The sequence below is a fragment of the Pseudomonas sp. WPR_5_2 genome (assembly GCF_003634475.1).
GTDB classification, from domain to species: domain Bacteria; phylum Pseudomonadota; class Gammaproteobacteria; order Pseudomonadales; family Pseudomonadaceae; genus Aquipseudomonas; species Aquipseudomonas izuensis.
In genome coordinates, this window is sequence record NZ_RBLA01000004.1 from 198,947 (window position 1) to 223,532 (window position 24,586).

Here is a 24,586-nt window from a genome sequence, read left to right on the forward strand (position 1 = left end):
TCATCGGTTCGTTGTCTGGCGCAGCAGCATGGTGCCACCGCGCTGGGTAAATTCAAGTTTGTTCAGTGCGCTCATACCGAGCAGCACCTGATCGCCATGCAGGCCGGGCGCCACCAGTGCGCGGACGTCCCGCAGTACGATGTCGCCCAGTTGCAGGCGTTCGATACGGGTGCGATAGCCCTGGCTCAGGCCATTGGCCGTGCTCAGGGTCACACCGAAACCTTCTTCGAGCTTCAAGCGTTCAGCCAGTTGCGCCGGGATCGCCACATCGGTCGCCCCGGTGTCGAGCATGAAGTCCACCGGCTGCCCGTTGATCAGGCCGCTGGCGACAAAATGCCCTTGGGCATTGCCGAGCAGTTTCACTTCGACGAAGCCTTCGCCCTGCTGTGAACTGACCACGGCGTTGGGATTTTGCTGCCGTTGTTCCCATTGACCAAAAAAACGCGTCGCCAGAAACAGCGCAGCGCACCAGGCCAGCACCATCAACACCCGACCCGCACGCTTGCCTGGCGTTTGCCGGCTCACGGCTTGGCGCCCCAGCCACCGTCAGGTGCAGCAAAGCGCCAGACGATCGGACGTACCTCGCCATCGGCGCGGGCGCCGTTGTTGTTGTCGACGCCGATCCAGGCGCCCTCGGCGTCCACCACCAGCGCTTCTGCCAGTCCAAAGGGTTGTGGATAACGACGATTTTCCTGCAAAGCCTCATCCGCGAACGACCAGCAGCGCTCGACCTTGGCCGTCACCGCATCGCGCCGGCAAATTTGGTAGACATTGCGCTCCAGTGTGAACAACTTGCCGTTGAACAGTGCCAGATCGGCGAAATCCCGTGGTCTCGCCCTGGCGCCAGGAAATTGTGCCGGTTGCATTTCCATGCCCGCTTCGCTCAGCAACACACAACCGCCGTCACAGTCCCAGACTGTTTGCTTGCGCTTGATCATCAGCAGACCGCGACCCTCGCGCTCAGCTGCCAGCCATAGCTGATCACCGGCCGGATTGATCGCCAGGCCTTCAAACACTGCATTGAAATGCAAAAGCAGGCCGCTGGCCCTTGCTTCGCGTACCAGCAGTGGAGAAATTTTCAACCACGATGCAGGGCCGGCAGGCGGGATTTGCAGCACCGCCGCGTGGGCCTCGCTGACAACGTAGCGGTTGCCAGCGTTGTCGCAGGTGATGCCTTCGAAATCCAGGTCACCGCCACGGATGAACGATGCCGCCCAGACCCGAACGCGTATGCCCCATGGCAATCCACTGTCTGGCACTGGAGGAACGTCGATCCCCACCGCTTGCGCGCGCCAAGTGCCATCGCCGGTTTCGAGGCGGTAGATTTGGTCATCGTCGCGGTCGGAAACCGTCCACAACTCCTTGCCGCACTGGGCCAACCCGGACAGGTTGCCACCGCGCATGCCATCGACGGCATGCTCGGACAACATCCGCAACTGCGGGATCGGCTCGGCGGACACCGTGATCGAGGTCAGCAGCAACGCACACGCCAGGGCAAAGCCCAGACGCATCAGCCCAGTACCTCGGCCAGGTTGCCCTTGGACTCCAGCCAGGTCTTGCGGTCGCCGGCGCGTTTTTTCGCCAGCAGCATGTCCATGATTTCCGACGTTGCTTCGAAATCATCCAGCGTCAGTTGCACCAACCGTCGGGTGTTTGGGTCCATGGTGGTTTCACGCAGCTGCGGCGGGTTCATTTCACCCAGGCCTTTGAATCGTGTGACCTGCGGCTTGCCGCGTTTCTTCTCGGCCACCAGGCGATCGAGGATCCCGTCGCGCTCGGCTTCATCCAGGGCATAGTAGATCTCTTTGCCGAGGTCGATGCGGTACAGCGGCGGCATGGCGACATAAACGTGACCGGCATCGACCAGTGCACGGAAATGCTGGACGAACAGGGCACAGAGCAAGGTTGCAATGTGCAGACCGTCGGAGTCGGCGTCGGCGAGGATGCAGATCTTGCCGTAGCGCAACTGGCTCATGTCCGCAGCACCCGGATCGACACCGATCGCCACGGCAATGTTGTGCACTTCCTGACTGGCCAGCACTTCGCTGCCGTCGACTTCCCAGGTATTGAGGATCTTGCCGCGCAACGGCAGGATCGCCTGGAACTCTTTATCCCGCGCCTGCTTGGCCGAGCCGCCGGCGGAGTCACCTTCGACCAGGAATAGCTCGGAGCGCATAGGGTCCTGCCCGGCGCAATCGGCAAGCTTGCCCGGCAACGCCGGCCCCTGGGTAATGCGCTTGCGCTCGACCTTCTTGCTGGCCTTCAAACGCCGGCCGGCGTTGTTGATCGCCAGTTCGGCCAGCAGCAGGCCGGTTTCAGGATTGGCGTTGAGCCACAGGCTGAAGGCATCCTTGACCACACCGGAGACGAACGCCGCCGCCTCGCGGGACGACAGGCGCTCCTTGGTCTGGCCGGAGAATTGCGGCTCCTGCATCTTCATCGACAGCACGAAGGCGACACGCTCCCAGACGTCTTCCGGCGCCAGCTTCACACCGCGCGGCAACAGGCTGCGGAATTCGCAGAATTCGCGCATGGCGTCGAGCAATCCCTGACGCAGGCCGTTGACGTGAGTACCGCCCTGGGCGGTCGGGATCAGGTTGACGTAGCTTTCCTGCACCGCGTCGCCACCTTCCGGCAGCCACAGCAGCGCCCAGTCCACCGCTTCCTTGTTACCGGCCAGGCTGCCGCAGAACGGTTCGTCCGGCAGACGCTCGAACTCGCTGACGGCGTCGACCAGATAGGAGCGCAAGCCGTCTTCGTAATGCCACTCGACTTTCTCGCCGGTGGCCTTGTCTTCAAAACTGACCAGCAGCCCCGGGCACAATACGGCCTTGGCCTTGAGCACGTGCTTGAGGCGGCTGATGGAGAATTTCGGCGAATCAAAGTATTTCGGGTCCGGGGCAAAGAACACGCTGGTGCCGGTGTTGCGCTTGCCAACCGTACCGACGATTTCCAGCTCGGTGGCCTTGTAACCATCCTTGAAGGTCATCTGGTATTCGTTGCCGTCACGCTTTACGCGCACCCGGACTTCAGTCGACAGGGCGTTAACCACGGAAATACCCACCCCGTGCAGACCGCCGGAGAACTGGTAGTTCTTGTTGGAAAACTTGCCACCGGCATGAAGCTTGGTAAGGATCAGTTCGACGCCCGAAACGCCTTCTTCGGGGTGAATGTCCACCGGCATGCCGCGGCCATCATCGCTGACTTCCAGCGAGTGATCGGCGTGCAGGATGACCTGCACCGATTTGGCATGCCCGGCCAAGGCTTCGTCGACGCTGTTGTCGATGACTTCCTGGGCCAGGTGGTTCGGCCGGCTGGTGTCGGTGTACATGCCGGGGCGCTTGCGCACCGGGTCGAGGCCCGAGAGGACTTCGATGGCGTCGGCGTTATAAGAGCTAGCGCTGGGAGTGGCCATGGGGTCTCGTCGTCCTTCAGTGAAAAGCTGTTCAGTAAAAAGGTTCAGTACAAAGGGGCCATGCGGCCCTGAAATCAGAGCGCCGCGAAATCAATCGCCTGATACACATCTGCGCCAATGCCGGCAAAGCTCAGCATGGCGGGAAGCTGTGTGGCGAACCCTTGATATCCATGGTCGCCACCGGCCTGGATACGCAAGGCGCAAGCCCGGTAATACTGCTGGGCGAGGCGATAGTCCAGCGTTTCGTCCCCGGTCTGCAACCACACCTGATAGCGATGCGGGTCCTGTGGCGCCGGCACTTCCAGCTCGGCCAGGGCCGTCACGTGGTCGTGGGTCAGCTCCCAGGTCTCATCGGTATACAGGTTTTTCTGCGTTCCCAGAAATCCGTCGAACATCCGGTGCGGGCTGACGGCAGGGTTGATCAACAGGGCTTTCAGGCCATGGCGCTCAGCCAAGTGAGTCGCATAGTAGCCGCCGAGCGAGCTGCCGACCAGTAATGGCCGACCGAGCCCGGCAATCGCCTGTTCCAGCTGACCGATGGCCTCACGGGGATGGTGATGCAAAGCGGGCACCCGCAGATGCTCGCTCAAGCCCAGCCGCTCCATCACTTCGCTCAACTGAGTGGCCTTTTGCGATGCAGGCGCACTGTTGAAACCGTGGATATAAAGGATCGAGCCGGACATTTGGACTCCCTGGGCGGCGGGTAAGGAAGGCAGAGTTTACAGGGTGTGGAAGGAGATGGGAGGCTTCTGTAGGAGCGAGCTTGCTCGCGATGGTCGTCAACGATAACGCTGGCAGCCTGATGCTCCGCGGCGTCCTTGCGTTTTTCGCGAGCGAGCTCGCTCCTACAGTAAAGCAGAGTGGTGTCAGTAGCCGTTGGAGCCGTAATCGACCTGGAAGTCGAACCCGGTGACGCGCTCCACGCCGGTTTCGAGCCGGCCATCGGGCAACAGCCGCAGCCAGCGATACCCCGGCGCCTGCTCGCCGACCTTGAAATCGTCGCTGCCCGGCTCGAACTGAATGCAGGTCGAAGGCGAAGCCATCAGACGCACATCGTTACGCATTTGATCGATTTCCTGGTGCACATGCCCCCAAAGCACTGCGCGCACCTGTGGAAAACGATCCAGTACCGCAAACAATGCTTCAGGATTGCGCAGCCCGATAGGCTCCATCCACGCACAGCCGATCGACACCGGGTGATGGTGAAAACACACCAGGTGATGCCGCTCAGGCGCCTCGCTCAAGGAGCGGGCCAGCAACTGCAACTGCTCGTCCTCCAAATACCCCGGTACCGAGCCCGGCACCGCCGAATCGAGCAGCGTGACCCGCCAGTTGCCGATATCCACTACCGGTTCCAGCAATGCACTTTGCACCGCGGCTTCGGCCATGATCCGCGGCTCGTCGTGATTACCGGGAATCCAGCGTGTCGGCGCGTCAAGCTGTCGGGTCAGCTCTCGAAACTGTTGATAGGACTCCAGCGTACCGTCCTGGGACAGATCCCCGGTCGCCAGAATCAGATCGATACGGGGTTGCTGCGCGCGTACCCGTTCGATGACTTTTTGCAGGCTGTCGCGGGTATTCATGCCCAGCAGCGTGCCGTCTGCCTCTGCAAACAGGTGGCTGTCGGACAGTTGCACCAGCAGCGCCGGATCGGCGGTGGTCAATGCGGATACGCTCGACAAGTCGTTCTCCCAGGGCGCGATCACGAGAATGAAGGAATGGCGCAATTATGCTGGGGGATGCTCGAAAGGGGAAATCGGCGAACCTGACGCAGTTCACAACTAACGTACGACTTCGTACTCATGCCCCAGCGCCAGGCAATGGCTCAGCCATTCGCCCAGAAACATGTTCAGCTGGGCTTTTTCGTCGGGCTGGTGCATCGAGGCGTTCGGGTAAGGATAGATCCCGCGAAAGCGTCGTGCATGCTCGGCACTGACTACTTCGGCCATGCAGGCGTCGTGATAGACCTGAACTTCCAGTTGAGGCACCGGCAGCCAGGGCAGGCTGTGTTCCTGGCGCACTTGCAGGGTCGTGGTGTACGGACAGACTTGCAGCACCTCCAGCGCCAGCACGCCTAGCATCTGCTCGCCGTGGGTCACGGCGATGCGCCGCGCCGCCGGCTCGCTGCGCATGTCCGGCAGCAGTCGCATCAGGCGCGCGTAGTTCGCCTCGCAGGACGCTTGCAGCCCCACCAGATCCACCCGATAGCGATCGCGCAGCTTGTTTACGACCATAACCCCCTCACTTCAACGCGATTCAAAGCCAGCCACTGCAAGGCAATGATGCTGGCCGCGTTGGAAATACGTCCGTCGCGTACGGCTTGCAGGGCATCTTCAAAAGCCCACACCGTGACGCGGATATCTTCTGCCTCTTCCTCCAGCCCATGCAGGCCGCCGACCCCGGTTGTCTCGCAACGCCCCAGGTACAAATGCACGAACTCATTACTGCCGCCCGGCGATGGAAAATACTTGGTCATCGGCCATAGCGCCCCGAATACAAGCCCAGCTTCCTCCTGCCCTTCGCGGTGAGCAACTTCTTCCGGCACTTCTTCCCTATCGATCAGACCAGCGACCAGTTCGATCAGCCACGGATTGTCGGTCTTGCCCATGGCGCCCACGCGAAACTGCTCGATCAACACCACTTCGTCGCGCTGCGGATCGTAGGGCAGCACACACACTGCATCGTGACGGACAAACAATTCACGATGGATTTCACGACTCATGCCCCCGGCGAACAATTCGTGACGCAAGTGCAAACGATCGAGCTTGTAGAAGCCCTCGAAACACTTTTCGCGCCGAACGATATCGATAGCGGTCGGAATGGCGTTGGCAAAATCGGTCATGACAATCCTCGTTACTTCACATCCGTTACGAGGCTCCAGCCTCGACTTCGCGCCATCCTAACGCGCCCGTGACGTTTGATGCAGCCCCTTTCCCGTCAGCGGGATAGACGGTGAGGACGAAACCCACTCTAATTAGCTTAGTGGCGAACTGACTGCTCCGTTAAGAGTCGAAGCGGGTAACTTTTTGCCTTTCCCTGTTTTATGAAGGACACCCATGTCGCTTTTTAAAATCGCTTCCATGGCCGCCATCGCCCTGACCCTGGGTGCCTGCCAGAGCCTGTTCCAGCCCAACTATCGAGCTCCGCTGGAAACCACCCGCGACGCTTCCGAACAGCTCAAGCCTGGCTGCACGGACCAGGATTGCCCGCTGGTGAACATCGACACCGTGCACTTCCCCGCCGAGCCTGCGCTTGACGGCATCATCGAAAAACGCCTGCTGCAAATGACCCGCACCTCGCCCGACACCCCGGCGGCGCCGACGCTGGCGGCCTATCGAGAGCAGTTCTTGCGCAACGCGGGCCCGCGCAATAGCAGCTACTTGCAAGCGAAGGTACGTGAACAGCATGACGGCTTGGTGATTGTGGAGTTGTCCAGTTACCTGGACACCGGCGGTGCCCATGGCACGCCGGGTCGAGGCTTCATCAACTATTCACGCCAACAGCATAAGGTGCTGACGCTGTCGGACATGCTGGTGCCGGGCCAGGAAGACGCTTTCTGGAAAGCGGCGCAGGTGGCGCACAACAGTTGGCTGATCAGCACCAAGCTCGATCAGGAACCGGAGTTCGTGAAGAGCTGGCCATTCCAGAAAACCCAGAACGTGGCGCTGACCTACGGTGGGGTGATCCTCAAGTACGAAACCAGCAGCATTGCGCCTTACGCGCTGGGCCATGTCGAATTGAAGATCCCCTACCCTCGCCTGAACGGCATCCTCAAGCCCGAGCTGTTTCCCGGCCGTAACTGAAGGCCCGACCCAACACCAGCTGTAGCATCCCTGCCAGGACCAGTGCCGGCAGGGTGGCGCCGACATCCGGATACAGGTTGGCCAACAGATGATAGGTGCTGATCCCGCCCAGCCAGGCAAGCAGTGCCGGCCAGCGCAGTGCAGCTGAGGCAACCTGGCCACTGCGCTTGCGCAAGATGAAGTGATCCACCAGCACCACGCCGAACAGCGGCGCGAACACTGAACCGATCAACAACAGGAAGTTCTGGTACTGAGCCAGGGGCGCCAGCAAGGCGATCAGGGTGCAGACCACACCGATGGCCAGGGCCAGGTGCTCGACCTTCAAGCGCAACAGAATCCCGCTGGAGACTGCCGCCGAGTGAATATCGGCAAAGGCGTTTTCCGATTCATCCAGCAAAATGAGCAGCAGCGGAATCCCCAGCCCGGCACCCGCCAGCGCCAACAGCAAGGCATTGACTTCACCGCTCGGCGCAAACGCCAGGGTGTAGGCCACGCCCAGGCTCATCAACCAGAAATTACCGATGAAGAAGCCGATCGCGGTGCCACCGAAGACGTTTGTCGCGCGCTTGCCGAAACGCGAGTAGTCGGCGATCAGCGGCAACCACGACAGCGGCATGGCAATGGCAATGTCAAAGCCCACGGCGAACGGCATCGAACCGTCACCGGCTTGCGCCCATAACGCCGCGAGATCAGCCTTGGCGAACAGGTTCCAGGTCAGCCAGGTGCAAGCGGCCAGCAACAGCCAGATGCCCCACTTGCGCAGGATCTGCCGCACGAAGGTCAGCGGGCCGCTGACGGCCAGCAGGGTCGCCAGTGCGCCGAAGAACAGCGTCCACAGCACCGGATTGGACAACAGGCTGCCTTCGCTGAAGGCGCGGGCGCCGAGCAGACTGGCGGCATCGCGCATGACGATGATTTCGAACGAGCCCCAACCGATCAATTGCAGCAGGTTCAGCACCGCCGGCAGACTCGCGCCCCTGGCACCAAGGCTGAGCTTGAGCGCGGCCATCGACGACAGGCCGGTGTCGCTGCCGATCACGCCGACCGAAGCCAGCAGCAGGACGCCGACCAGCGTACCGAGAAAAATCGCCAGCAACGAGCCGGACAGGCCAAGACCGGGTGCGAGCAAGGCACCGGTCTGCAGGACCATCAGGCCGATGCCGAGGGAAAACCACAGGGAAAACAGATCACGGCCGCCGAACACACGCTTGTCGGTCGGCACCGCGATATCGGGGGAGTAAGTGCTGGGTTGAATGCTCAAGGGTGTTATCTCAGAGGAACATTTGTTGTTGTGTTGATCGCCTTCGCGAGCAGGCTCGCTCCCACATTGGTTTGCGTCATTCACAAATCCCCTGTGGGAGCGAGCCTGCTCGCGAAGACGGCGGTGCAGGCACCGCCGAACTCACGTCAGATCAAACTTTCTGGTACAGCTGACTGCCTTCCTGCTTGAAGCGCTCGGCCTGTTCGGCCATGCCTTGGGCGACGTCCACGTCGACCGCTTCGATCCGTTGGTTGGCCGCGTATTCGCGCACTTCCTGGGTGATTTTCATCGAGCAGAATTTCGGCCCGCACATGGAGCAGAAGTGCGCGACCTTGGCCGAATCCTTCGGCAGGGTTTCATCGTGATACGAGCGAGCGGTGTCCGGATCGAGGCCCAGGTTGAACTGGTCTTCCCAACGGAACTCGAAGCGCGCCTTGCTCAGGGCATTGTCGCGGATCTGCGCGCCCGGATGCCCCTTCGCCAGATCGGCGGCATGCGCGGCGATCTTGTAGGTGATGATCCCGGTCTTCACGTCATCCTTGTTCGGCAGGCCCAGGTGCTCCTTCGGCGTCACATAGCAGAGCATGGCGCAGCCAAACCAGCCGATCATCGCTGCACCGATACCGGAGGTGATGTGGTCGTAGCCTGGCGCGATGTCGGTGGTCAGCGGGCCGAGGGTGTAGAACGGCGCCTCGTCGCAGCATTCCAGCTGCTTGTCCATGTTCTCCTTGATCAATTGCATCGGCACATGGCCAGGGCCTTCGATCATGCACTGCACGTCGTGTTTCCAGGCAATCTTGGTCAGCTCGCCGAGGGTTTCCAGCTCGCCAAACTGCGCTTCGTCGTTGGCGTCGGCAATCGACCCCGGACGCAGGCCATCGCCCAGCGAGAAGCTGACGTCGTAGGCCTTCATGATTTCGCAGATATCTTCGAAATGCGTGTAGAGGAAGTTCTCTTTGTGATGCGCCAGGCACCACTTGGCCATGATCGAGCCGCCACGGGAAACGATGCCCGTCACGCGCTTGGCGGTCATCGGCACGTAGCGCAGCAGCACGCCGGCATGGATGGTGAAGTAGTCGACGCCCTGCTCGGCCTGCTCGATCAACGTGTCACGGAACAGCTCCCATGTCAGGTCTTCGGCAACACCGCCGACTTTTTCCAGGGCCTGATAGATCGGCACCGTACCGATCGGCACTGGCGAGTTGCGGATGATCCACTCGCGGGTTTCGTGAATGTGCTTGCCGGTGGACAGGTCCATGACCGTGTCCGAACCCCAGCGAATACCCCAGGTCAATTTCGCCACTTCTTCTTCGATGGACGAACCCAGTGCGCTGTTGCCGATGTTGCCGTTGATCTTCACCAGGAAGTTACGGCCGATGATCATCGGTTCCAGTTCGGTGTGGTTGATGTTGGCCGGAATGATCGCGCGACCGCGGGCGATCTCGTCACGGACGAATTCGGGGGTGATGATTTTCGGCACGCTGGCGCCGAAGCTGTGGCCGGCGTGTTGCTGGTCCAGCAGGCCGGCGGCGCGGGCCACTTCCAGCTTCATGTTTTCGCGGATGGCGACGTATTCCATCTCGGCGGTAATGATGCCTTTGCGCGCGTAGTGCATCTGGCTGACGTTGGCCCCCTGCTTGGCGCGGCGCGGGTTGTTGACGTGAGCGAAGCGCAACTTGGTCAGCTCCGGATCGGCCAGGCGCTCCTGGCCAAAATTCGAGCTCAAACCGCTCAGGCGTTCGGTGTCGCCACGGGACTCGATCCAGGGCGAGCGCACGTCAGCCAGGCCTTTGCGCACATCGATGATGACATTGGGGTCGGTGTACGGGCCCGAGGTGTCGTACACCACCACCGGCGCGTTGACTTCACCGCCGAAGTCGGTCGGTGTCACATCCAGGCTGATTTCGCGCATCGGCACGAGGATGTCCGGGCGGGTGCCCTGAACATAGATTTTTTGCGAGCGGGTAAACGGCTGAACCGATTGCTGATCGACCTTGGCCGAGTCACTCAGGTTGGTGGCGATTTTTGCTTTTGTGGTCATCACGGGCTCTCCAGACAGCATCCAGGCAGTGGAATTTTGTCGGAGCGAACCTGTAACGAATGGACGCACGTGAACTGGGAAAACCAGCCGTGCTGTGCTCAGTGCTCGAGGGGTGTTCGATTGTCGAACAACATCCCGGACGAAGCACAAGAGGACTCGCCGGGTGACGAGAAATCTTGTTCCCTACGCAGGCGCTAACCTGATCAGGTTCAACGGGATCCGAAATTATTCGATCTCAGCCTCATAGCAAGGCACCCCGACAAGAACGTGGCCAGTCTAGACATAACTGGCAAAGAACGCCAACACCGCTGCAAACACCATGATGAATGGCGCAATTACCGGGAACGGCAGGATTGTTGCCGAACGAACGCACCACTACACTCGCAACGGCCATGCTGCACGTTGACGCTGCCTGTGCCGCGCCGTAGCCTTGGCGCTCAAATTATCAGTGTAATTTTCTAGGGATCGCCTCATGCTGCGCAAACTCTCACTGGCCGTTGCCGTGTCTTGTGCGTCCAATGGAATGGCCTGGGCAGCAGAAGCGCCCTTATCGACCAAAACCGACCTGGTCAGCGTCTACCAGGAAGCGGTGGACAATAACGCCGACCTGGCCGCCGCCGTTGCCCAATACGGCGCCCAGAAGGAAGTCGTGCCCCAGGCCCGCGCCGGGTTGCTGCCCAATCTGTCCGGTGGCGCCAATGTAGCCAGCGTGCGCACTGCGGTCGACCAGCCTTCGCTGACCACCAACCGTGATGCCCATTCGTATCAGGCGACTCTGGCACAGCCACTGTTCCGCGCGGACCGCTGGTTCCAGTTCCAGGCGGCCAAGGATGTGAATGAACAGGCGGCCCTGCAACTCTCGGCAACCGAGCAAAACCTGATCCTGCAAACCGCCAACAGCTATTTCAACGTGCTGCGCAGCCAGGACAACCTGGCCTCGACCAAGGCCGAGGAAGCCGCGTTCAAGCGCCAGCTCGATCAGTCCAACGAACGCTTCGATGTCGGCCTCTCGGACAAGACTGACGTACTGAACTCCCAGGCCAGCTACGACACCGCGCGGGCCAACCGCATCGTTGCGCAGCGTCAGGTGGATGATGCCTTCGAAGCCCTGGTCACCCTGACCAACCGGCGATACAACTCGATCCAGGGTATCAGCCACAATTTGCCGATCCTGCCGCCGGCGCCGAACGACGCCAAGGCCTGGGTCGAAACGGCGGCCAGGCAGAACCTCAATCTGTTGGCCAGCAACTACGCGGTCAGTGCCGCCGAGCAAACCCTCAAGCAACGCAAGGCCGGCCACGCACCGACCCTCGATGCGGTGGCGAAATACGAGAAAGGCGACAACGACGCACTGGGTTTCAGCAACCCGAACAACCTTCCCCAGGCGTATGGCGGCAACGTCGAGCAAACCACCGTGGGCCTGCAACTGAGCATCCCGATCTACAGCGGCGGCCTGATCAATTCCCAGGTGCGTCAGTCGTACGCCCAACTGGACCAGACCGAGCAGCAACGCGAATCCCTGCGTCGGTCGATCGTGGAAAATACCCGCGACCTGCACCGCGCGGTAAACACCGATGTCGAGCAGGTGCAGGCGCGCAAACAATCGATCATTTCCAACCAGAGTGCGGTGGAAGCGACGGAAATCGGCTATCAGGTGGGGACACGAAACATCGTCGACGTGCTGGATGCGCAGCGTTCGCTGTACACCTCGGTGCGTGACTACAACAATACCCGTTACGACTACATCCTCGACAATCTGCGCTTGAAGCAACAGGCCGGTACGTTGAACCCGGGAGACTTGCAGGACCTGGCACGCTGGTTGAAGCCTGACTACAACCCGGACAAGGACTTCCTGCCACCGGACCTGGCCAAGGCGGCGGCTGAACAACTCAAGGCCAGACCCTAAAAGAACCTGTAGGAGCAAAGCTTGCTCGCGATGGCGTCCTTGAGATCGCTATCGCGAGCGAGCTTTGCTCCTATGGGATTTGCGTACACCGCATTGTCGAGGCTTGATGCAAACCCCGTGGGAGCAAGGCTTGCCCGCGATGGCGTCCTCGAGGTCGCCATCGCGAGCAAGCTTTGCTCCCACAGGGTTAACGGTCGATCAACCGTCCTAATCCGTCGAGCAATCGCTGCAATGCGCCCTGATTGGTGCGCATGACCTTCAGCCCGGCCTCCGCCATGCGCTGCGCATCCCTCGGCAACTCAAACAGGCGCTGCACCGCCAACGCCAGGCCTTCCGCGTCTTCCACTTCCTGCAACGCCCCGGCGCTGCGCAGCTGTCCGGCGATTTCGAGGAAGTTGAACAGGTGCGGGCCACTGAGTACCGGTTTGGCCAGTGCCGCCGGTTCCAGCAGGTTATGCCCGCCATTGGGCACCAGGCTGCCGCCGACGAACGCGCTGTCAGCCAGGGCATAGAGGAACAGCAACTCGCCCATGGTGTCGCCCAGCAGCACTGAAGTGGCGGCGCTGACCGGCTCGCCGCTGGAGCGACGGACCGTGGCAAAACCCTGCTGTCGGCACAGCTCGAACACCGGATTGAAACGCTCCGGATGGCGCGGCACCAGAATCAGCAAGGTATCGGGATGGCTCGCCAGCAACCGGCGATGGGCCGCGAGCACCACCTCGTCTTCGCCCTCATGGGTACTGGCGGCGATCCACACCGGGCGATCCTGCGCTTGCCATTGTCCACGCAACTCGGCGGCGCGCCGCAACAGTTGCGGGTCGATGGTCAGGTCGAACTTGATCGAGCCGGTGACCTCGACGGTTTCATCCCGCGCGCCCAACTCACGAAAACGCAGGGCTTCAGCCTCGGTCTGCACCGCAAACAGGCTCATCTCGGCGAGCATCGGTCCGGTCAGTTTACCGAAGCGTCCATAGCCCCTGGCCGAGCGCTCGGACAGGCGTGCATTGGCCAGGGCCACGGGAATCCCGCGTTTGGCGCATTGATGGATATGGTTGGGCCACAGTTCGGTTTCCATGATCACCGCCAGTGTTGGCCGGACCCGATCAAGAAAACGCTTTGCCGCGCACGGCAAGTCGTAGGGCAGGTAGCAGTGCTGGATGCGCGGTTCATTAGCAAACAATGCCTGGATACGTTCGGACCCGGTCGGCGTCATGCAGGTCACGGTGATCGGAAGCGCCGGATAACGTTGCAGCAGGGCGCGAATCATCGGCGCGGCAGCAATACTTTCGCCTACCGACACCGCGTGCACCCAGATACCACCGGGCTTCATCGCCGGCATTCCGTAGGAGAAGCGCTCGCCGATACGTTTGGCATAAGCCGGCGCCTTGCGCGCCCGCAGCCACAGCCGAATCGCCACCAATGGCAGCCCCAGGTAAAACAGCGCGGTGTAGAGAGTTCTATTCATGGCGGCGGAGTTTATCGGTTTTTTCGCCGATCGCCTGCAAGTGCACGGCAAAACGTTCCGCCAGCCAGCGCGCCGCCGGCCCCAGTGGCTCATCGCGCCGCCAGACCAGCTCTACCACCAGGGCCGGCGGCGTCCATTCGCTGCTCAGCTCGACCATTTGGCCGTGATAGGTCGGGTACTGCACCACATGCCGCGGTAGCCAGGCCCAACCGAGGCCGCGCACCAGCCATTCAGCCATCACGTAAAAACTGTCGGCTCGCCAGACTTGCGGGCTGGCCGGCTCGCTGCCGGGGTATACGCTGGACTGGGTCGACATCAGCAATTGACGATGCTGCGCCAGTTGCTGGCAATCGACCTGCGTCTGCCCGGCCAACGGATGGTCGATACCGCACACGGTAACCATTTCCACACTGCCGAGTACGCGCCGCTCCAGCGCTTCGGGGATCTGGTCGTGGAAGAACAGCAAGCCCAGGTCGGCACGGCGCTCCACCAGTTTACGTGCGACCTCCCCCTGGGCGGCGCTGGTCAATTGCACTTCAAGGCTGGGAAAGCGTTCGGCCAGTGCTTCGAAGCTTTCGATGATCGGTTGATAGGGCATCGCCTCGTCCTGGGCCAGGCGCAGGCGAGCCTCCTGGCCACGCATCATCGCCAACGCCCGACCATTGAGGCGCTCGCACTGGCGCAGCACTTCACGCGCCTCTTCCAGCAAGGCATTGCCGGCTTCGGTGAGTTTCGGCTGACGGCCGCTGCTGCGGTCGAACAGGCTCACGCCCAGGTCTTCCTCCAGCAGTGCAATCGCACTGCTGACCGCCGATTGCGCCTTGCGCTGGTCCCGTGCCACGGCAGAAAACGAACGTTGTTCCGCGACACTGACAAACAAACGCAACTGCTCCAGATTCCATTGCATGTTCATGGCTCAACCCATCTTCCTGGCAGATAGGTAATGACTTTACCGCATCTGGAGAATCACTAGAATGCCGACCTCAGAGAGCAACACTTCATAGAGGATTGACCCATGACCGCTTACTACTACCTGGCCATAGCCATCTGCGCCGAAGTGATTGCCACTGTTTCGATGAAAGCGGTCAAAGGCCTGAGCACCCCACTGCCACTGCTATTGGTCATTGTCGGTTACGGCATTGCCTTCTGGATGTTGACCCTGGTGGTGCGCAGCGTGCCGGTGGGCGTGGCTTACGCTGTCTGGGCCGGCATGGGGATCGTGATGGTCAGCGTTGCAGCGCTGTTTATCTACGGGCAGAAGCTGGATGTGCCGGCGATGATGGGGATGGCGCTGATCGTTTTGGGTGTCGTAGTGATCCAGCTCTTCTCCAAAACTGCGGGACATTAAGAACCGAACCGCCATCCCCTGTGGGAGCGAGCCTGCTCGCGAAAGCGGTGTGTCAGCGACATTGATATCACCTGACACGCCCCCTTCGCGAGCAGGCTCGCTCCCACAGGTACAACAGCCTCTCCAATCTTTGAGTCTGTATACTGCGCCCTCGTCTTGAACACTGAGGTCGCTGCATGCCATCCGTTATTTCCACCGACGTTTTGATTGTCGGCGCTGGTGTCGCCGGCCTCTGGTTGAATGCGCGCCTGCGCCGCCAAGGCTTTTCGACTGTTTTGGTGGAAAATGCCAGTCTCGGCGGCGGCCAGAGCGTGAAGTCCCAGGGCATCATCCACGGCGGTGCGAAATACGCACTGCACGGCGCCCTGACCGGCGCTTCGGAAGCCATCGCCGACATGCCGCGGCGCTGGCGTGAGGCCCTGGCCGGGGACGGCGAGCTGGACTTGTCCGGTGTGCGCTTGCTGTCCGAAGCCCATTACCTTTGGTCCCCGGGCACGATCGCCGGCAACCTCACCAGCTTCTTCGCCAGCAAAGCCGTGCGCGGTCGCGTCGATCAGGTCAAGGGCGACCAACTGCCGCCCGCGCTGCAAGACAAGCGCTTCAAGGGCAAGGTCTATCGCCTGGCGGAACTGGTGATCGACGTACCGAGCCTGATCCAGCGCCTGGCCGACCTGGCCGGTGACGGCTTGCTTGCCGGACAGAAGATCGAACCGCTGCTGGACGGTGGCGTGCTGGTCGGCCTCAAGGTGGACGACCGCGAGATCCGCGCCCAACGCATCGTCTTGAGCGCGGGCGCCGGGACGGCGGCACTGCTCGAAGCACTGGGCCTGAGCCAGCCGGCCATGCAACGCCGCCCGCTGCACATGATCATCGCCAAGGGCCCTAGTCTCAAACCGCTGTACGCCCACTGCCTGGGCGGCGGCACCAAACCGCGCATTACCGTGACCACCCACCCGGCCGCCGACGGCCAGTGGGTCTGGTATCTGGGCGGCGATATCGCCGAAACCGAAGGCGTTGCCCGTGAGCCCGCCGAGCAAATCGCCACCGCGCAGAAAGAACTTGGCCAATTGTTGCCCTGGATCGACCTGAGCACCGTGCAATGGGCGACCTTGCGCGTGGATCGCGCCGAACCGCTGCAATCAGGGCTTACCCGTCCCGACAACGCATTTCTGGCCGAGGAAGGTCGGCTGCTGGTGGGCTGGCCAACCAAACTGGCATTGGCCCCTGACTTTGCCGACCGGGTAATCGCCAACCTGGCCCGCGATGGCATCCAACCCGGCCCGGCAGTGGCATTGCCACCCCTGCCAAAACCGCCGATGGGCGTCCCTGCCTGGGAGCAACTGCTGCCATGAGCCAGCCCACCCTGCACGACCTGCATCGCCCCTTGGGCAGCACCGGCCTGTTGGTATCTCCCCTGGGCCTGGGCACGGTCAAACTCGGCCGCGATCAAGGGGTGAAATACCCTAATGGCTTCAAGATCCCCGACGATGATGAAGCCCGAATGCTGCTCCAGCTCACGCGCGACCTGGGCATCAACCTGATCGATACCGCTCCGGCCTATGGTCGCAGCGAAGAACGCCTCGGCCCATTGCTGCGCGGACAGCGCCAGGATTGGGTGATTGTCAGCAAGGTCGGCGAAGAGTTTGCCGATGGTCAATCCCGCCACGATTTCACGGCGGTGCACACCCGACTGTCAGTTGAACGCAGCCTGCAACGCCTGGAAACGGACTTCATCGATCTGGTGCTGGTGCACTCCGATGGCAACGATCTGGCGATCCTCAATGACTGCGAGGTCTATGCGACCCTCGCCACGCTCAAGGCCGAAGGCAAGATCCGCGGCTTCGGTTTTTCCGGAAAAACCGTCGAAGGCGGCTTGAAGGCTCTGGAACAGGGTGATTGCGCAATGGTCACCTACAATCTGAACGAACAGACCGAAAAGCCCGTCATTGACTATGCTGCTGCTCACGGCAAAGCCATTCTGGTGAAGAAAGCCCTCGCCAGCGGTCATGTGTGCCTCAGTCCGGGGGTGGACCCGGTGCGCGCCAGTTTCGAGCTGTTGTTCGAACATCCGGGTGTTGCCAGTGCTATTGTCGGGACCATCAATCCGCTGCACCTCGCCCACAATGTCGCGACCGTTGCCCAGGTCCTACGTAGCAACTGATGCCGCCTCACGCGGCCTAAAGCAGGAGCCGACATGCCGCGTACGCTCATAAGAAAGAACCCGAGCAACTTCAAGACCCTACCGTTATTTGTCGAAGCGACTCCCGAAGGCCTCAGTTATCAAAGCGTCGGGAGGCCACTCAATTTCTCCCAGATCCTGCAACGACGCCGGCCGGTGACAGTCGCCGACACTGAGCGGTTCGCCCTGGAGCTGGCCAACCTCGGGGTGTCGGTGCGCCTGACGCTGCATTGGCAGAATCGCGATTACTGGGTATTGGTGCGCCAGCGCCGGCAGGACCGTGGCGACGTGGTGCTCAAATTGATCTCCGGCTATGTGCCGGCCCATGAATTGAACCTGCCGCTGCACACGGCGATACAGGAGATCGCCGAGGAATGCCTGCTGGAAACCCCGGAGGGCTGGCTCGGCGGACGCTTCCACGACACCTGGCTACCGGCTCCCTACTCGTCGGCCCTGCACTACCGTGAAGCCCTGCCGTTTCGCCTTACGTCACTGTCCGGTTCGGCACGGCCGGTGCGTTGCGCCAAACTGCCGCTGATCGAACGGCCACGGGCCTATGTGCACCTGCCGACGGCTTCCCTGCAGCTGATTTATGATTTGCGACTGGACGTGCCCAAGGAAGCCAAATCCCTGAGCCTGTTTCATGTCGACGAACGCCTGGAAGGTGATCAACTGGTGGCCCGCCTGGATCGCAAGCGCCCCGATCTGTACTTGATGCCCTTGCAGGATGGTCATCCTTTGGCCGAGCTCTACACCTTGAAGAAGGATCAACTGTACCCGGCAAGCACGCGCGGACTTTACCTGGCCGAAAGTTTTGCCCGGCAGGAGGGGTGGCTGGTGAAGGATGAACGGATTCGCTGGAAGGATTGGGTGAGGCAGCAGGGTTTGACCCCGCCGGGGAAGGATTCGGGCCTGGCGCTGCTACGCGGGAAGGCGAGGCAACTGCTGAAGAAGATCGTGCCGCGTAAGAAGGTCAGCTCCTGAAGGTGTACACATAACCCATTGGAGGAGCTGGCTTGCCAGCGATGGTCGTTAACGATGACGCGTATCTTCTGATTGAACGCGGCGTCACTGACTCCATCGCTGGCGAGCCAGCTCCTACAGAGGGTTGTGTCATTCAGACTTGCGGATCTTCTCGACAATCGCGGTCGTAGAGCTGTTTTCCACCAGCCCCAACACTTTCACCGTCCCGCCATACGCCGTCACGATGTCCGCGCCGACCACCTGATCGATCCCGTAGTCCCCGCCCTTGACCAGTACATCCGGCTTGACTTCGCGCAGCAGGTTTTCCGGAGTGCCTTCCGGGAAGCTGATTACCCAGTCCACCGCACCCAAGCCTGCCAGCACGGCCATCCGCCGGTCGACACTGTTGATCGGTCGACCCGGCCCTTTCAAGCGGCTGACCGAAGCATCGTCATTGACCGCAACGATCAACCGGTCGCCCTGCGCGCGCGCCTGCTCGAGGTACGTCACGTGGCCGGCATGCAGGATGTCGAAACAGCCGTTGGTGAAGACGATTTTCTCGTTGTGCGCACGGGCATCGTCGACGGCCAGTAGCAGTTGTTCCAGGCCCAGCACTCCGCGCTCCGAACCTTCTTCGCGCTGAATGGCACGACGCAATTCCGGCGCGCTGATGGCCGCCGTACCGAGTTTGCCGACCACGATGCCTGCCGCCAGGTTGGCCAGGCCGACCGCGTGAGGCAGTTCTTCGCCTGCGGCAATAGCCGCCGCCAGGGTGGAAATCACCGTGTCACCGGCACCGGTCACGTCGAACACTTCACGGGCGCGCGCCGGCAGGTGCAATGCCGGATGATCCGGACGCAGCAGGGTCATGCCGTGTTCGCCACGGGTCACCAGCAACGCGCCGAGTTCCAGGTCTTGCATCAACTGCGCGCCCTTGCTCACCAGTTCGTGCTCGTCGGCGCAACCACCGACGATGGTTTCGAATTCGCTGAGGTTCGGCGTGATCAGGCTCGCACCGCGGTAGATCGAAAAATCCTTGCCCTTGGGATCGGCCAATACCGGAATGCCACGGGTACGGGCGGCCTGGATCAACACCTGGTGATTTTTCAGCGCGCCTTTGCCGTAATCGGACAGCACAAGCACCTTGATGCCTTCCAGCAATTCGTCCACTTGCACGGACAATGCCAGGGCGTCGGTCGCGAACGGTTCTTCGAAGTCGATACGCAGCAGTTGCTGGTGACGGCTCATGACTCGCAGCTTGACGATGGTCGGCTGGTGCGCAACGCGCTGGAACAACGCCCGCACGCCGGCGCCCTTGAGACTGTTGGCCAGGCTGTCGGCGGCTTCATCGTCGCCGGTCACGCCGACCAGCGAGGCCGGCGCGCCGAGGGCGGCAATGTTCAACGCAACGTTGGCGGCACCGCCCGGGCGGTCCTCGATGTGATCGACCTTGACTACCGGTACCGGCGCCTCAGGGGAAATCCGTGAGGTACCACCATGCCAGTAACGGTCGAGCATGACATCGCCGACCACCAAGACAGGGGCTTGATCGAATCGCGGCATGGACAACTTCATGGAGCAACCCACATACAAAATGAACAGGGGCGCGATATTAACACAGGGTAGGCCCCCGCTTGTGCGAGCGCTGCAACAGGATGATCCGGCGGGATTTGTTGCTCATTTAATAGCCAACAAATCTGACAGACGCTGGCAGGCATCCGTGATGCCCAGCGCCCGTGTATCAATTTCGCACTCGGCGTTCAGCGGTGCTTCGTACGGGCTATCGACACCCGTAAAGTTCTTGATCCGTCCTTGCCGGGCCGCCAGGTACAAACCTTTGGGGTCGCGCTGCGCGCAAACCTCGAACGGCGTGCTCACATACACTTCGATGAAATCGCCCTCGGCGAACAGCCGGCGCGCCGCTTCACGCTCGACCCGGAACGGCGAGATCGCCGCCACAATCACAATCAGGCCGGCATCCACCATCAGTCGCGCCACCTCGGCCATGCGCCGGATGTTCTCCCGTCGACAGTCGGCACCCATTCCCAGATCACGGCAAAGACCGGTGCGCAGGTTATCGCCATCGATTAAAAAGGTGTGCAACCGGCGTTGATTAAGTTGCAACTCCAGGGCATTGGCCAGGGTCGATTTTCCCGCCCCGGACAATCCTGTCAGCCAAAGACAACGCGGCCGTTGCGACTTGAGTGCGGCACGGTCAGCGCTCGACAGCGATAGCGCATAAGGTCTGATCCCCGGGGTCGGTATCGACAGCACCTCATTCATAACCGAGCAACTCGTAATCGCGCTGGTACGCCCGGCGAACCAGACGACGCGTCCGCGCCGAGCAGAAATCACGGGCCGGCACAGGGCGTCGCTGCTGCGAACTGTTGACGTGGGGCAACGACGCCTCGTGCCCCAATTGCTCGCAGACCAGCCGGAAATCCCGCTCCAGATGTTCCTGATAGCCGATGAAGTCCAGTGCCAGGTGCCCCAGGGAGTCGGTGAGAAAATCCGTCTGCGCGGCAAAATGCAGTTGCCGCTGAATGGTCTCGGGGTGCAGCCAGCGTGCGACGAAATCGTCGAAGTCGCGGTAATGGCTGACCAGCTTCTGCGCTGGCTGATCGCGGCGGCCCAATGTGTTGCCCCGCAAATAGGCATAAGCGGAATACGCCCGCTCCAGCGGATCGCGGACAAAGGCAAACTTGAAACTGTCGGCAAACTGTTCGGGAAATTGCTGTTCGTACCAATACAACGGCAAGTGGCCTGGGGTCCAGCCGTCGAACAACGCGACACAGACACTACTGCCGGCGCATTTGGGAACGTGGATAAACAGGCAGGAACGTTGCGCAAATGGCCTGGGGTAACGCAAATTTGCCGACATCGACTTGTTGACCACCTGGCGATCCACGATCGACAGTCGATCCAGCAAGAAATGCCGTTGCGCCTTGGGCAACAGCTTCCAGAGATAACGTTGCAACATTGCAGCACCCGCGAGAAAGGGGTGACCCTCTCGATTGAAGTTAAAGTTCGCTCAAGAACCTTAACAAGCGCGCTGCCGGGATTTATTCAGGTTTGGTCAAGAAACGTAAGGAGATGGATACAAATCTGCGAGCGCATTGCACGCCCGAAGAGCAACAGGGTGAGCGAGGCCCACCCTGTGGCCGGGGTCAGGCGATGTTTTCGGCCGGAGCGTCCAGGCCCATCGCATGCAGGCGCGAGTAGTAGCCGTTTTGCGCCAGCAGCTGTGCGTGAGTGCCTCGTTCGACGATTTGGCCCTGGTCCATCACCAGAATCAGGTCGGCCTTTTCGATCGTCGACAAACGGTGAGCAATGACCAACGTGGTACGACCTTTCATGACCTGATCCAGCGCCGCCTGAATGTGGCGCTCGGATTCGGTGTCGAGGGCCGACGTCGCCTCGTCGAGGATCAGCAGCGGTGCATTCTTCAACAGCGCCCGCGCAATAGCCAAACGCTGACGCTGCCCGCCGGAGAGCAACACGCCATTTTCGCCGACCTGGGTATCCAGACCTGCAGGCATCTGCGAGATGAAGTCCATCGCGTAGGCATCGGTAGCGGCTTTTTCGATGTCCTCGCGGGGGGCGCCAGCCAGGTCACCATAGGCAATGTTATTGGCAATGGTGTCGTTGAACAGGGTCACGTGCTGCGTGACTTGCGCCACGTGCCGACGCAGATTGCGCAAGCGATAGTCTTCGATCTCAACGTCGTCGAGCAGTATTTCGCCGATGTCGTGATGATAGAAACGCGGAAGCAGACTGGCCAGGGTCGACTTGCCGCTACCGGAGCGACCGACGAGGGCGATCATCTGACCCGGCGCCGCCGTGAAGCTGATGTTCTTCAGCACTTCACGCTCGGTTCCCGGGTAGGTAAAGCTGAGGTTGCGCACCTCCAGATTGCCTTTGACCCGATCACGCTCGACCGTGCCATTATCGACTTCAGGTTCGACGTCCAACTGCTCGAAAATGCTTTCGGCACCGGCAACGCCCTTCTGGATGGTCGAACTGACTTCCGACAACTGCCGGATTGGCTTGGGCAACAGCCCCGCGGCGGTAATGTAGGCCACCAGATCACCAGCAGTGGCGTCACCGCGCAGGAACAGCACCAGGAACATCAATGCCGCCATGGCGGTGTAGATCACCAATTGCAGCATGGGCGTATAGACCGCACCGGTCTTGGTCATGCGCAACTGTTTGTCGGTGTTGCTCTGACTGGCGGCGGCAAAACGCTGCTCTTCATAGCCCTCGCCACCGAAGCTGCGTACCACGCGATAGCCCTGGATGGTTTCGGACGCCACATGGGTCACATCGCCCATGGCCACCTGGATCTTCTTGCTCTGCTTGCGGAATTTTTTGCTGGTATTACCCACCATGAAGGCAATCATTGGAAGGATTGCCAACATCACAAGGGTCAGCTTCCAGTTCATCCAGATCAGATAGGCAAACAGGAACACCACGGTGAGGCCTTCGCGGATCACCACTTTGATGGCATCGGTGGCCGCACCGGTCACCATGGTCACGTTGAATGTGATGCGCGAGATCAAATGCCCGGAATTGTGGGTGTCGAAATAGCGATTGGGCAGCACCAGCAGCTTGTTGAACAACTCGATGCGCAGGTCATGCACCAGCCCCAATGAAACCTTCGCCAGGTAATAGTTGCCAAGAAACGAGCCAAGCCCTTGCCATGCAGCGATCAAAATGATCAGCAATGGCACGGCCATCAGCAACTGCAAGTCCTTCAGATAAGGAACATTGGGAAAGAGCACCGCTTCCGGGTTGCTCAGGCCATCGACGAAATACTTGAGTATTCCTGCCAGCATCGGCTGGGTGGAGGCAAAGATCACGAAGCCCACGATACTCAGCAGGAACAGGCCGACATAGGGTTTTACATACCCCAACAGCCGAAAATAGATTTTCAGGCTGGAATCCTGTCCCGCGTCAGGCGGTGCATCACTCATCGTAGGGCTCACTGGTTAGGAAGAACGCGAAATTTTATCACAGGCGCCGGGATTGGCCCGCGCCCATACCAAAACACTGGCCAGACCAATGGGCAACCAGCTTACAAACCACTCAGGTCTCGGGCTTCCTGCCATGCTGGCGGCGTCGAATTGCATTGCCAGTGTTGAGAACAGCCAGACCCCAATGACCCCTCTCGCATAGAAAGTTTCCCGAACTTTCCAGGCCTCGCGCAGTACTGCAAGCCAAACCGTACACCACAATAGCAGCCCTGGCAGGCCCAGCCCGATGGCTACGTGGGTGAACAGGTTATGGGCATGATCAAAATACTGATCAGAGGCGAACACCCTATAGTCACTACCGAGTCCCAGGCCGCGCCACGGGTGTTCAGCGATCATTTGCAGGCTGGCCATCAGAATCTGTGGCCGATAGGACACTCCACGCGCCATGACCAGGGGTTCGAACAACAGGAAAGCCAGCATGGCGATGATCAATGCCGCCGCCGCGATCACACGACTACGCCGGTCTCCGCACCAGATTGGCATGGCGAGCAACGTGAGGAATAACGCCAAACCGGCTCCACGGCTCTGGCTGAGCAGTACGAATACACCCAGCAAACCCAGAGCAACCACCCAAACCGCTTGCATCCGGCCCGTTTGCGGAGTCCATATTGCCAGCCACACGGCTGCCAGGCCGATGACATAGCCCCCCAGGATCGGATGAGACAACTCACCCAGCCCCTCAAGACGCTCACCCAAGGCATTGCCATCGAGACCATAAAATTTGACGATGGCCACGACCGCGGTCACTGCCAGCCCAATCCCGCCCCACTGCATGATGCGAATCACACGCTCGGGCCGGCCATTGGCAAAAATCGGAAAAAATAGCAGGAACACCACGATATAAAGCAAACGCTTGGCTTCGCGGCTGATGTCCGGGGCGCTCGTCCAGGAAAGGCTGATCAGCGCCCAGGTCACGAGCCCCAGCAGCGGCAGATAGACCCAGCGTTGCTCACGAAACAATTCTGCGAGCCGAGCCCGCGCGGACCAGGAAAAAACCAAGGCCGGCAACCAGAGAAATGCGACCAATCCTTGCTGATAGATCTTGTTGGTAGGTGCAACCGCGATGGCAAACAAAAACCAAAAAAGACCGATAGACATCCACGCTTGCGCCCAACGTGTTTCCTGCATCAAATTGCTCCTGAGAGAGTTCACCCACCCAACCCGGCATGGTT

Annotated in this window: 22 protein-coding genes and 1 riboswitch; of the genes, 6 read left to right on the top strand and 16 right to left on the bottom strand. The window is 60.7% G+C overall.

The features are described 5' to 3' along the window. The 7 genes from BJ917_RS16575 to BJ917_RS16605 form a co-directional block, all read right to left on the bottom strand. A complete protein-coding gene (locus tag BJ917_RS16575) occupies positions 1 to 525 on the bottom strand; it encodes a TIGR02281 family clan AA aspartic protease (protein ID WP_096513715.1) in 525 nt (174 codons plus the stop codon). Then, positions 522 to 1,511, bottom strand: coding sequence for an esterase-like activity of phytase family protein (locus tag BJ917_RS16580; RefSeq protein WP_096513716.1), 990 nt, complete (start codon positions 1,509 to 1,511; stop codon positions 522 to 524). Before BJ917_RS16580 ends, BJ917_RS16575 begins: the two co-directional genes overlap by 4 nt. Beyond that, complete coding sequence (parE, locus tag BJ917_RS16585; protein WP_096513717.1) at positions 1,511 to 3,415, bottom strand: DNA topoisomerase IV subunit B; 1,905 nt, start codon at positions 3,413 to 3,415, stop codon at positions 1,511 to 1,513. Before parE ends, BJ917_RS16580 begins: the two co-directional genes overlap by 1 nt. Before the next feature lie 74 nt (positions 3,416 to 3,489). Further along, the gene (locus BJ917_RS16590) at positions 3,490 to 4,098 is read right to left on the bottom strand and encodes a YqiA/YcfP family alpha/beta fold hydrolase (protein ID WP_096513718.1); all 609 of its coding nucleotides are present in this window, start codon (positions 4,096 to 4,098) and stop codon (positions 3,490 to 3,492) included. A 183-nt stretch (positions 4,099 to 4,281) separates the two neighbouring features. Further along, positions 4,282 to 5,097, bottom strand: a complete 816-nt coding sequence (cpdA, locus tag BJ917_RS16595) for a 3',5'-cyclic-AMP phosphodiesterase (protein WP_096515585.1) — start codon at positions 5,095 to 5,097, stop codon at positions 4,282 to 4,284. 99 nt (positions 5,098 to 5,196) lie between these two features. Beyond that, a complete protein-coding gene (locus tag BJ917_RS16600) occupies positions 5,197 to 5,649 on the bottom strand; it encodes a DUF1249 domain-containing protein (protein WP_034148716.1) in 453 nt (150 codons plus the stop codon). Then, positions 5,640 to 6,257 (bottom strand): NUDIX domain-containing protein, encoded by a 618-nt coding sequence (locus BJ917_RS16605; RefSeq protein WP_096513719.1) that lies wholly within the window; start codon positions 6,255 to 6,257, stop codon positions 5,640 to 5,642. Before BJ917_RS16605 ends, BJ917_RS16600 begins: the two co-directional genes overlap by 10 nt. 214 nt (positions 6,258 to 6,471) lie before the next feature. Here BJ917_RS16605 and BJ917_RS16610 point away from each other — a divergent pair, with 214 nt between their 5' ends. Then, a complete protein-coding gene (locus BJ917_RS16610; RefSeq protein ID WP_096513720.1) occupies positions 6,472 to 7,218 on the top strand; it encodes an RsiV family protein in 747 nt (248 codons plus the stop codon). On the opposite strand, the gene cytX is transcribed toward BJ917_RS16610, so the two are convergent. Together cytX and thiC are read right to left on the bottom strand one after the other, a co-directional pair. Continuing rightward, a complete protein-coding gene (cytX, locus tag BJ917_RS16615; RefSeq protein ID WP_121103867.1) occupies positions 7,187 to 8,479 on the bottom strand; it encodes a putative hydroxymethylpyrimidine transporter CytX in 1,293 nt (430 codons plus the stop codon). The genes BJ917_RS16610 and cytX overlap by 32 nt on opposite strands. Before the next feature lie 151 nt (positions 8,480 to 8,630). Next, complete coding sequence (gene thiC / locus BJ917_RS16620) at positions 8,631 to 10,520, bottom strand: phosphomethylpyrimidine synthase ThiC (protein WP_121103868.1); 1,890 nt, start codon at positions 10,518 to 10,520, stop codon at positions 8,631 to 8,633. Positions 10,521 to 10,683: 163 nt separating this feature from the next. Continuing rightward, positions 10,684 to 10,789, bottom strand: a riboswitch (TPP riboswitch). A 203-nt stretch (positions 10,790 to 10,992) separates the two neighbouring features. Here thiC and BJ917_RS16625 point away from each other — a divergent pair. Next, positions 10,993 to 12,426, top strand: a complete 1,434-nt coding sequence (locus BJ917_RS16625) for a TolC family outer membrane protein (protein ID WP_096513723.1) — start codon at positions 10,993 to 10,995, stop codon at positions 12,424 to 12,426. Positions 12,427 to 12,613: 187 nt separating this feature from the next. Here BJ917_RS16625 and waaA read toward each other — a convergent pair whose 3' ends face one another. Beyond that, the gene (waaA, locus tag BJ917_RS16630) at positions 12,614 to 13,891 is read right to left on the bottom strand and encodes a lipid IV(A) 3-deoxy-D-manno-octulosonic acid transferase (RefSeq protein WP_121103869.1); all 1,278 of its coding nucleotides are present in this window, start codon (positions 13,889 to 13,891) and stop codon (positions 12,614 to 12,616) included. After that, entirely contained in the window at positions 13,884 to 14,804 is a 921-nt protein-coding gene (locus BJ917_RS16635) for a LysR family transcriptional regulator (RefSeq protein WP_096513725.1), read from the bottom strand. Before BJ917_RS16635 ends, waaA begins: the two co-directional genes overlap by 8 nt. 102 nt (positions 14,805 to 14,906) lie before the next feature. On the opposite strand from BJ917_RS16635, the gene BJ917_RS16640 reads away from it, so the two are divergent. From BJ917_RS16640 to BJ917_RS16655, 4 genes are all read left to right on the top strand, one after another. After that, positions 14,907 to 15,239 (top strand): multidrug efflux SMR transporter, encoded by a 333-nt coding sequence (locus BJ917_RS16640; protein ID WP_096513726.1) that lies wholly within the window; start codon positions 14,907 to 14,909, stop codon positions 15,237 to 15,239. Positions 15,240 to 15,415: 176 nt separating this feature from the next. Then, positions 15,416 to 16,591 (top strand): FAD-binding oxidoreductase, encoded by a 1,176-nt coding sequence (locus tag BJ917_RS16645; RefSeq protein ID WP_096513727.1) that lies wholly within the window; start codon positions 15,416 to 15,418, stop codon positions 16,589 to 16,591. Continuing rightward, on the top strand, positions 16,588 to 17,400 hold the full coding sequence (locus BJ917_RS16650) for an aldo/keto reductase (RefSeq protein WP_121103870.1): 813 nt from the start codon (positions 16,588 to 16,590) through the stop codon (positions 17,398 to 17,400). The genes BJ917_RS16645 and BJ917_RS16650 overlap by 4 nt, the downstream gene beginning before the upstream one ends. Before the next feature lie 33 nt (positions 17,401 to 17,433). Then, positions 17,434 to 18,402: a metal ABC transporter ATPase gene (locus BJ917_RS16655; RefSeq protein WP_096513729.1), complete on the top strand. Its 969-nt coding sequence runs from the start codon at positions 17,434 to 17,436 to the stop codon at positions 18,400 to 18,402. A 129-nt stretch (positions 18,403 to 18,531) separates the two neighbouring features. Here the strand turns inward: BJ917_RS16655 and hldE are convergent, their stop codons facing one another. From hldE to BJ917_RS16680, 5 genes are all read right to left on the bottom strand, one after another. Continuing rightward, positions 18,532 to 19,956: a bifunctional D-glycero-beta-D-manno-heptose-7-phosphate kinase/D-glycero-beta-D-manno-heptose 1-phosphate adenylyltransferase HldE gene (gene hldE / locus BJ917_RS16660; protein ID WP_121103871.1), complete on the bottom strand. Its 1,425-nt coding sequence runs from the start codon at positions 19,954 to 19,956 to the stop codon at positions 18,532 to 18,534. Between the two features lie 102 nt (positions 19,957 to 20,058). Further along, positions 20,059 to 20,664: an adenylyl-sulfate kinase gene (cysC, locus tag BJ917_RS16665; protein WP_096513731.1), complete on the bottom strand. Its 606-nt coding sequence runs from the start codon at positions 20,662 to 20,664 to the stop codon at positions 20,059 to 20,061. After that, complete coding sequence (locus tag BJ917_RS16670; protein ID WP_096513732.1) at positions 20,657 to 21,361, bottom strand: sulfotransferase family 2 domain-containing protein; 705 nt, start codon at positions 21,359 to 21,361, stop codon at positions 20,657 to 20,659. Before BJ917_RS16670 ends, cysC begins: the two co-directional genes overlap by 8 nt. 187 nt (positions 21,362 to 21,548) lie before the next feature. Then, the gene (gene msbA / locus BJ917_RS16675) at positions 21,549 to 23,354 is read right to left on the bottom strand and encodes a lipid A export permease/ATP-binding protein MsbA (RefSeq protein WP_096513733.1); all 1,806 of its coding nucleotides are present in this window, start codon (positions 23,352 to 23,354) and stop codon (positions 21,549 to 21,551) included. A gap of 15 nt (positions 23,355 to 23,369) precedes the next feature. After that, positions 23,370 to 24,542 (bottom strand): O-antigen ligase, encoded by a 1,173-nt coding sequence (locus tag BJ917_RS16680; RefSeq protein ID WP_121103872.1) that lies wholly within the window; start codon positions 24,540 to 24,542, stop codon positions 23,370 to 23,372. Between the last annotated feature and the right edge of the window lie 44 nt (positions 24,543 to 24,586).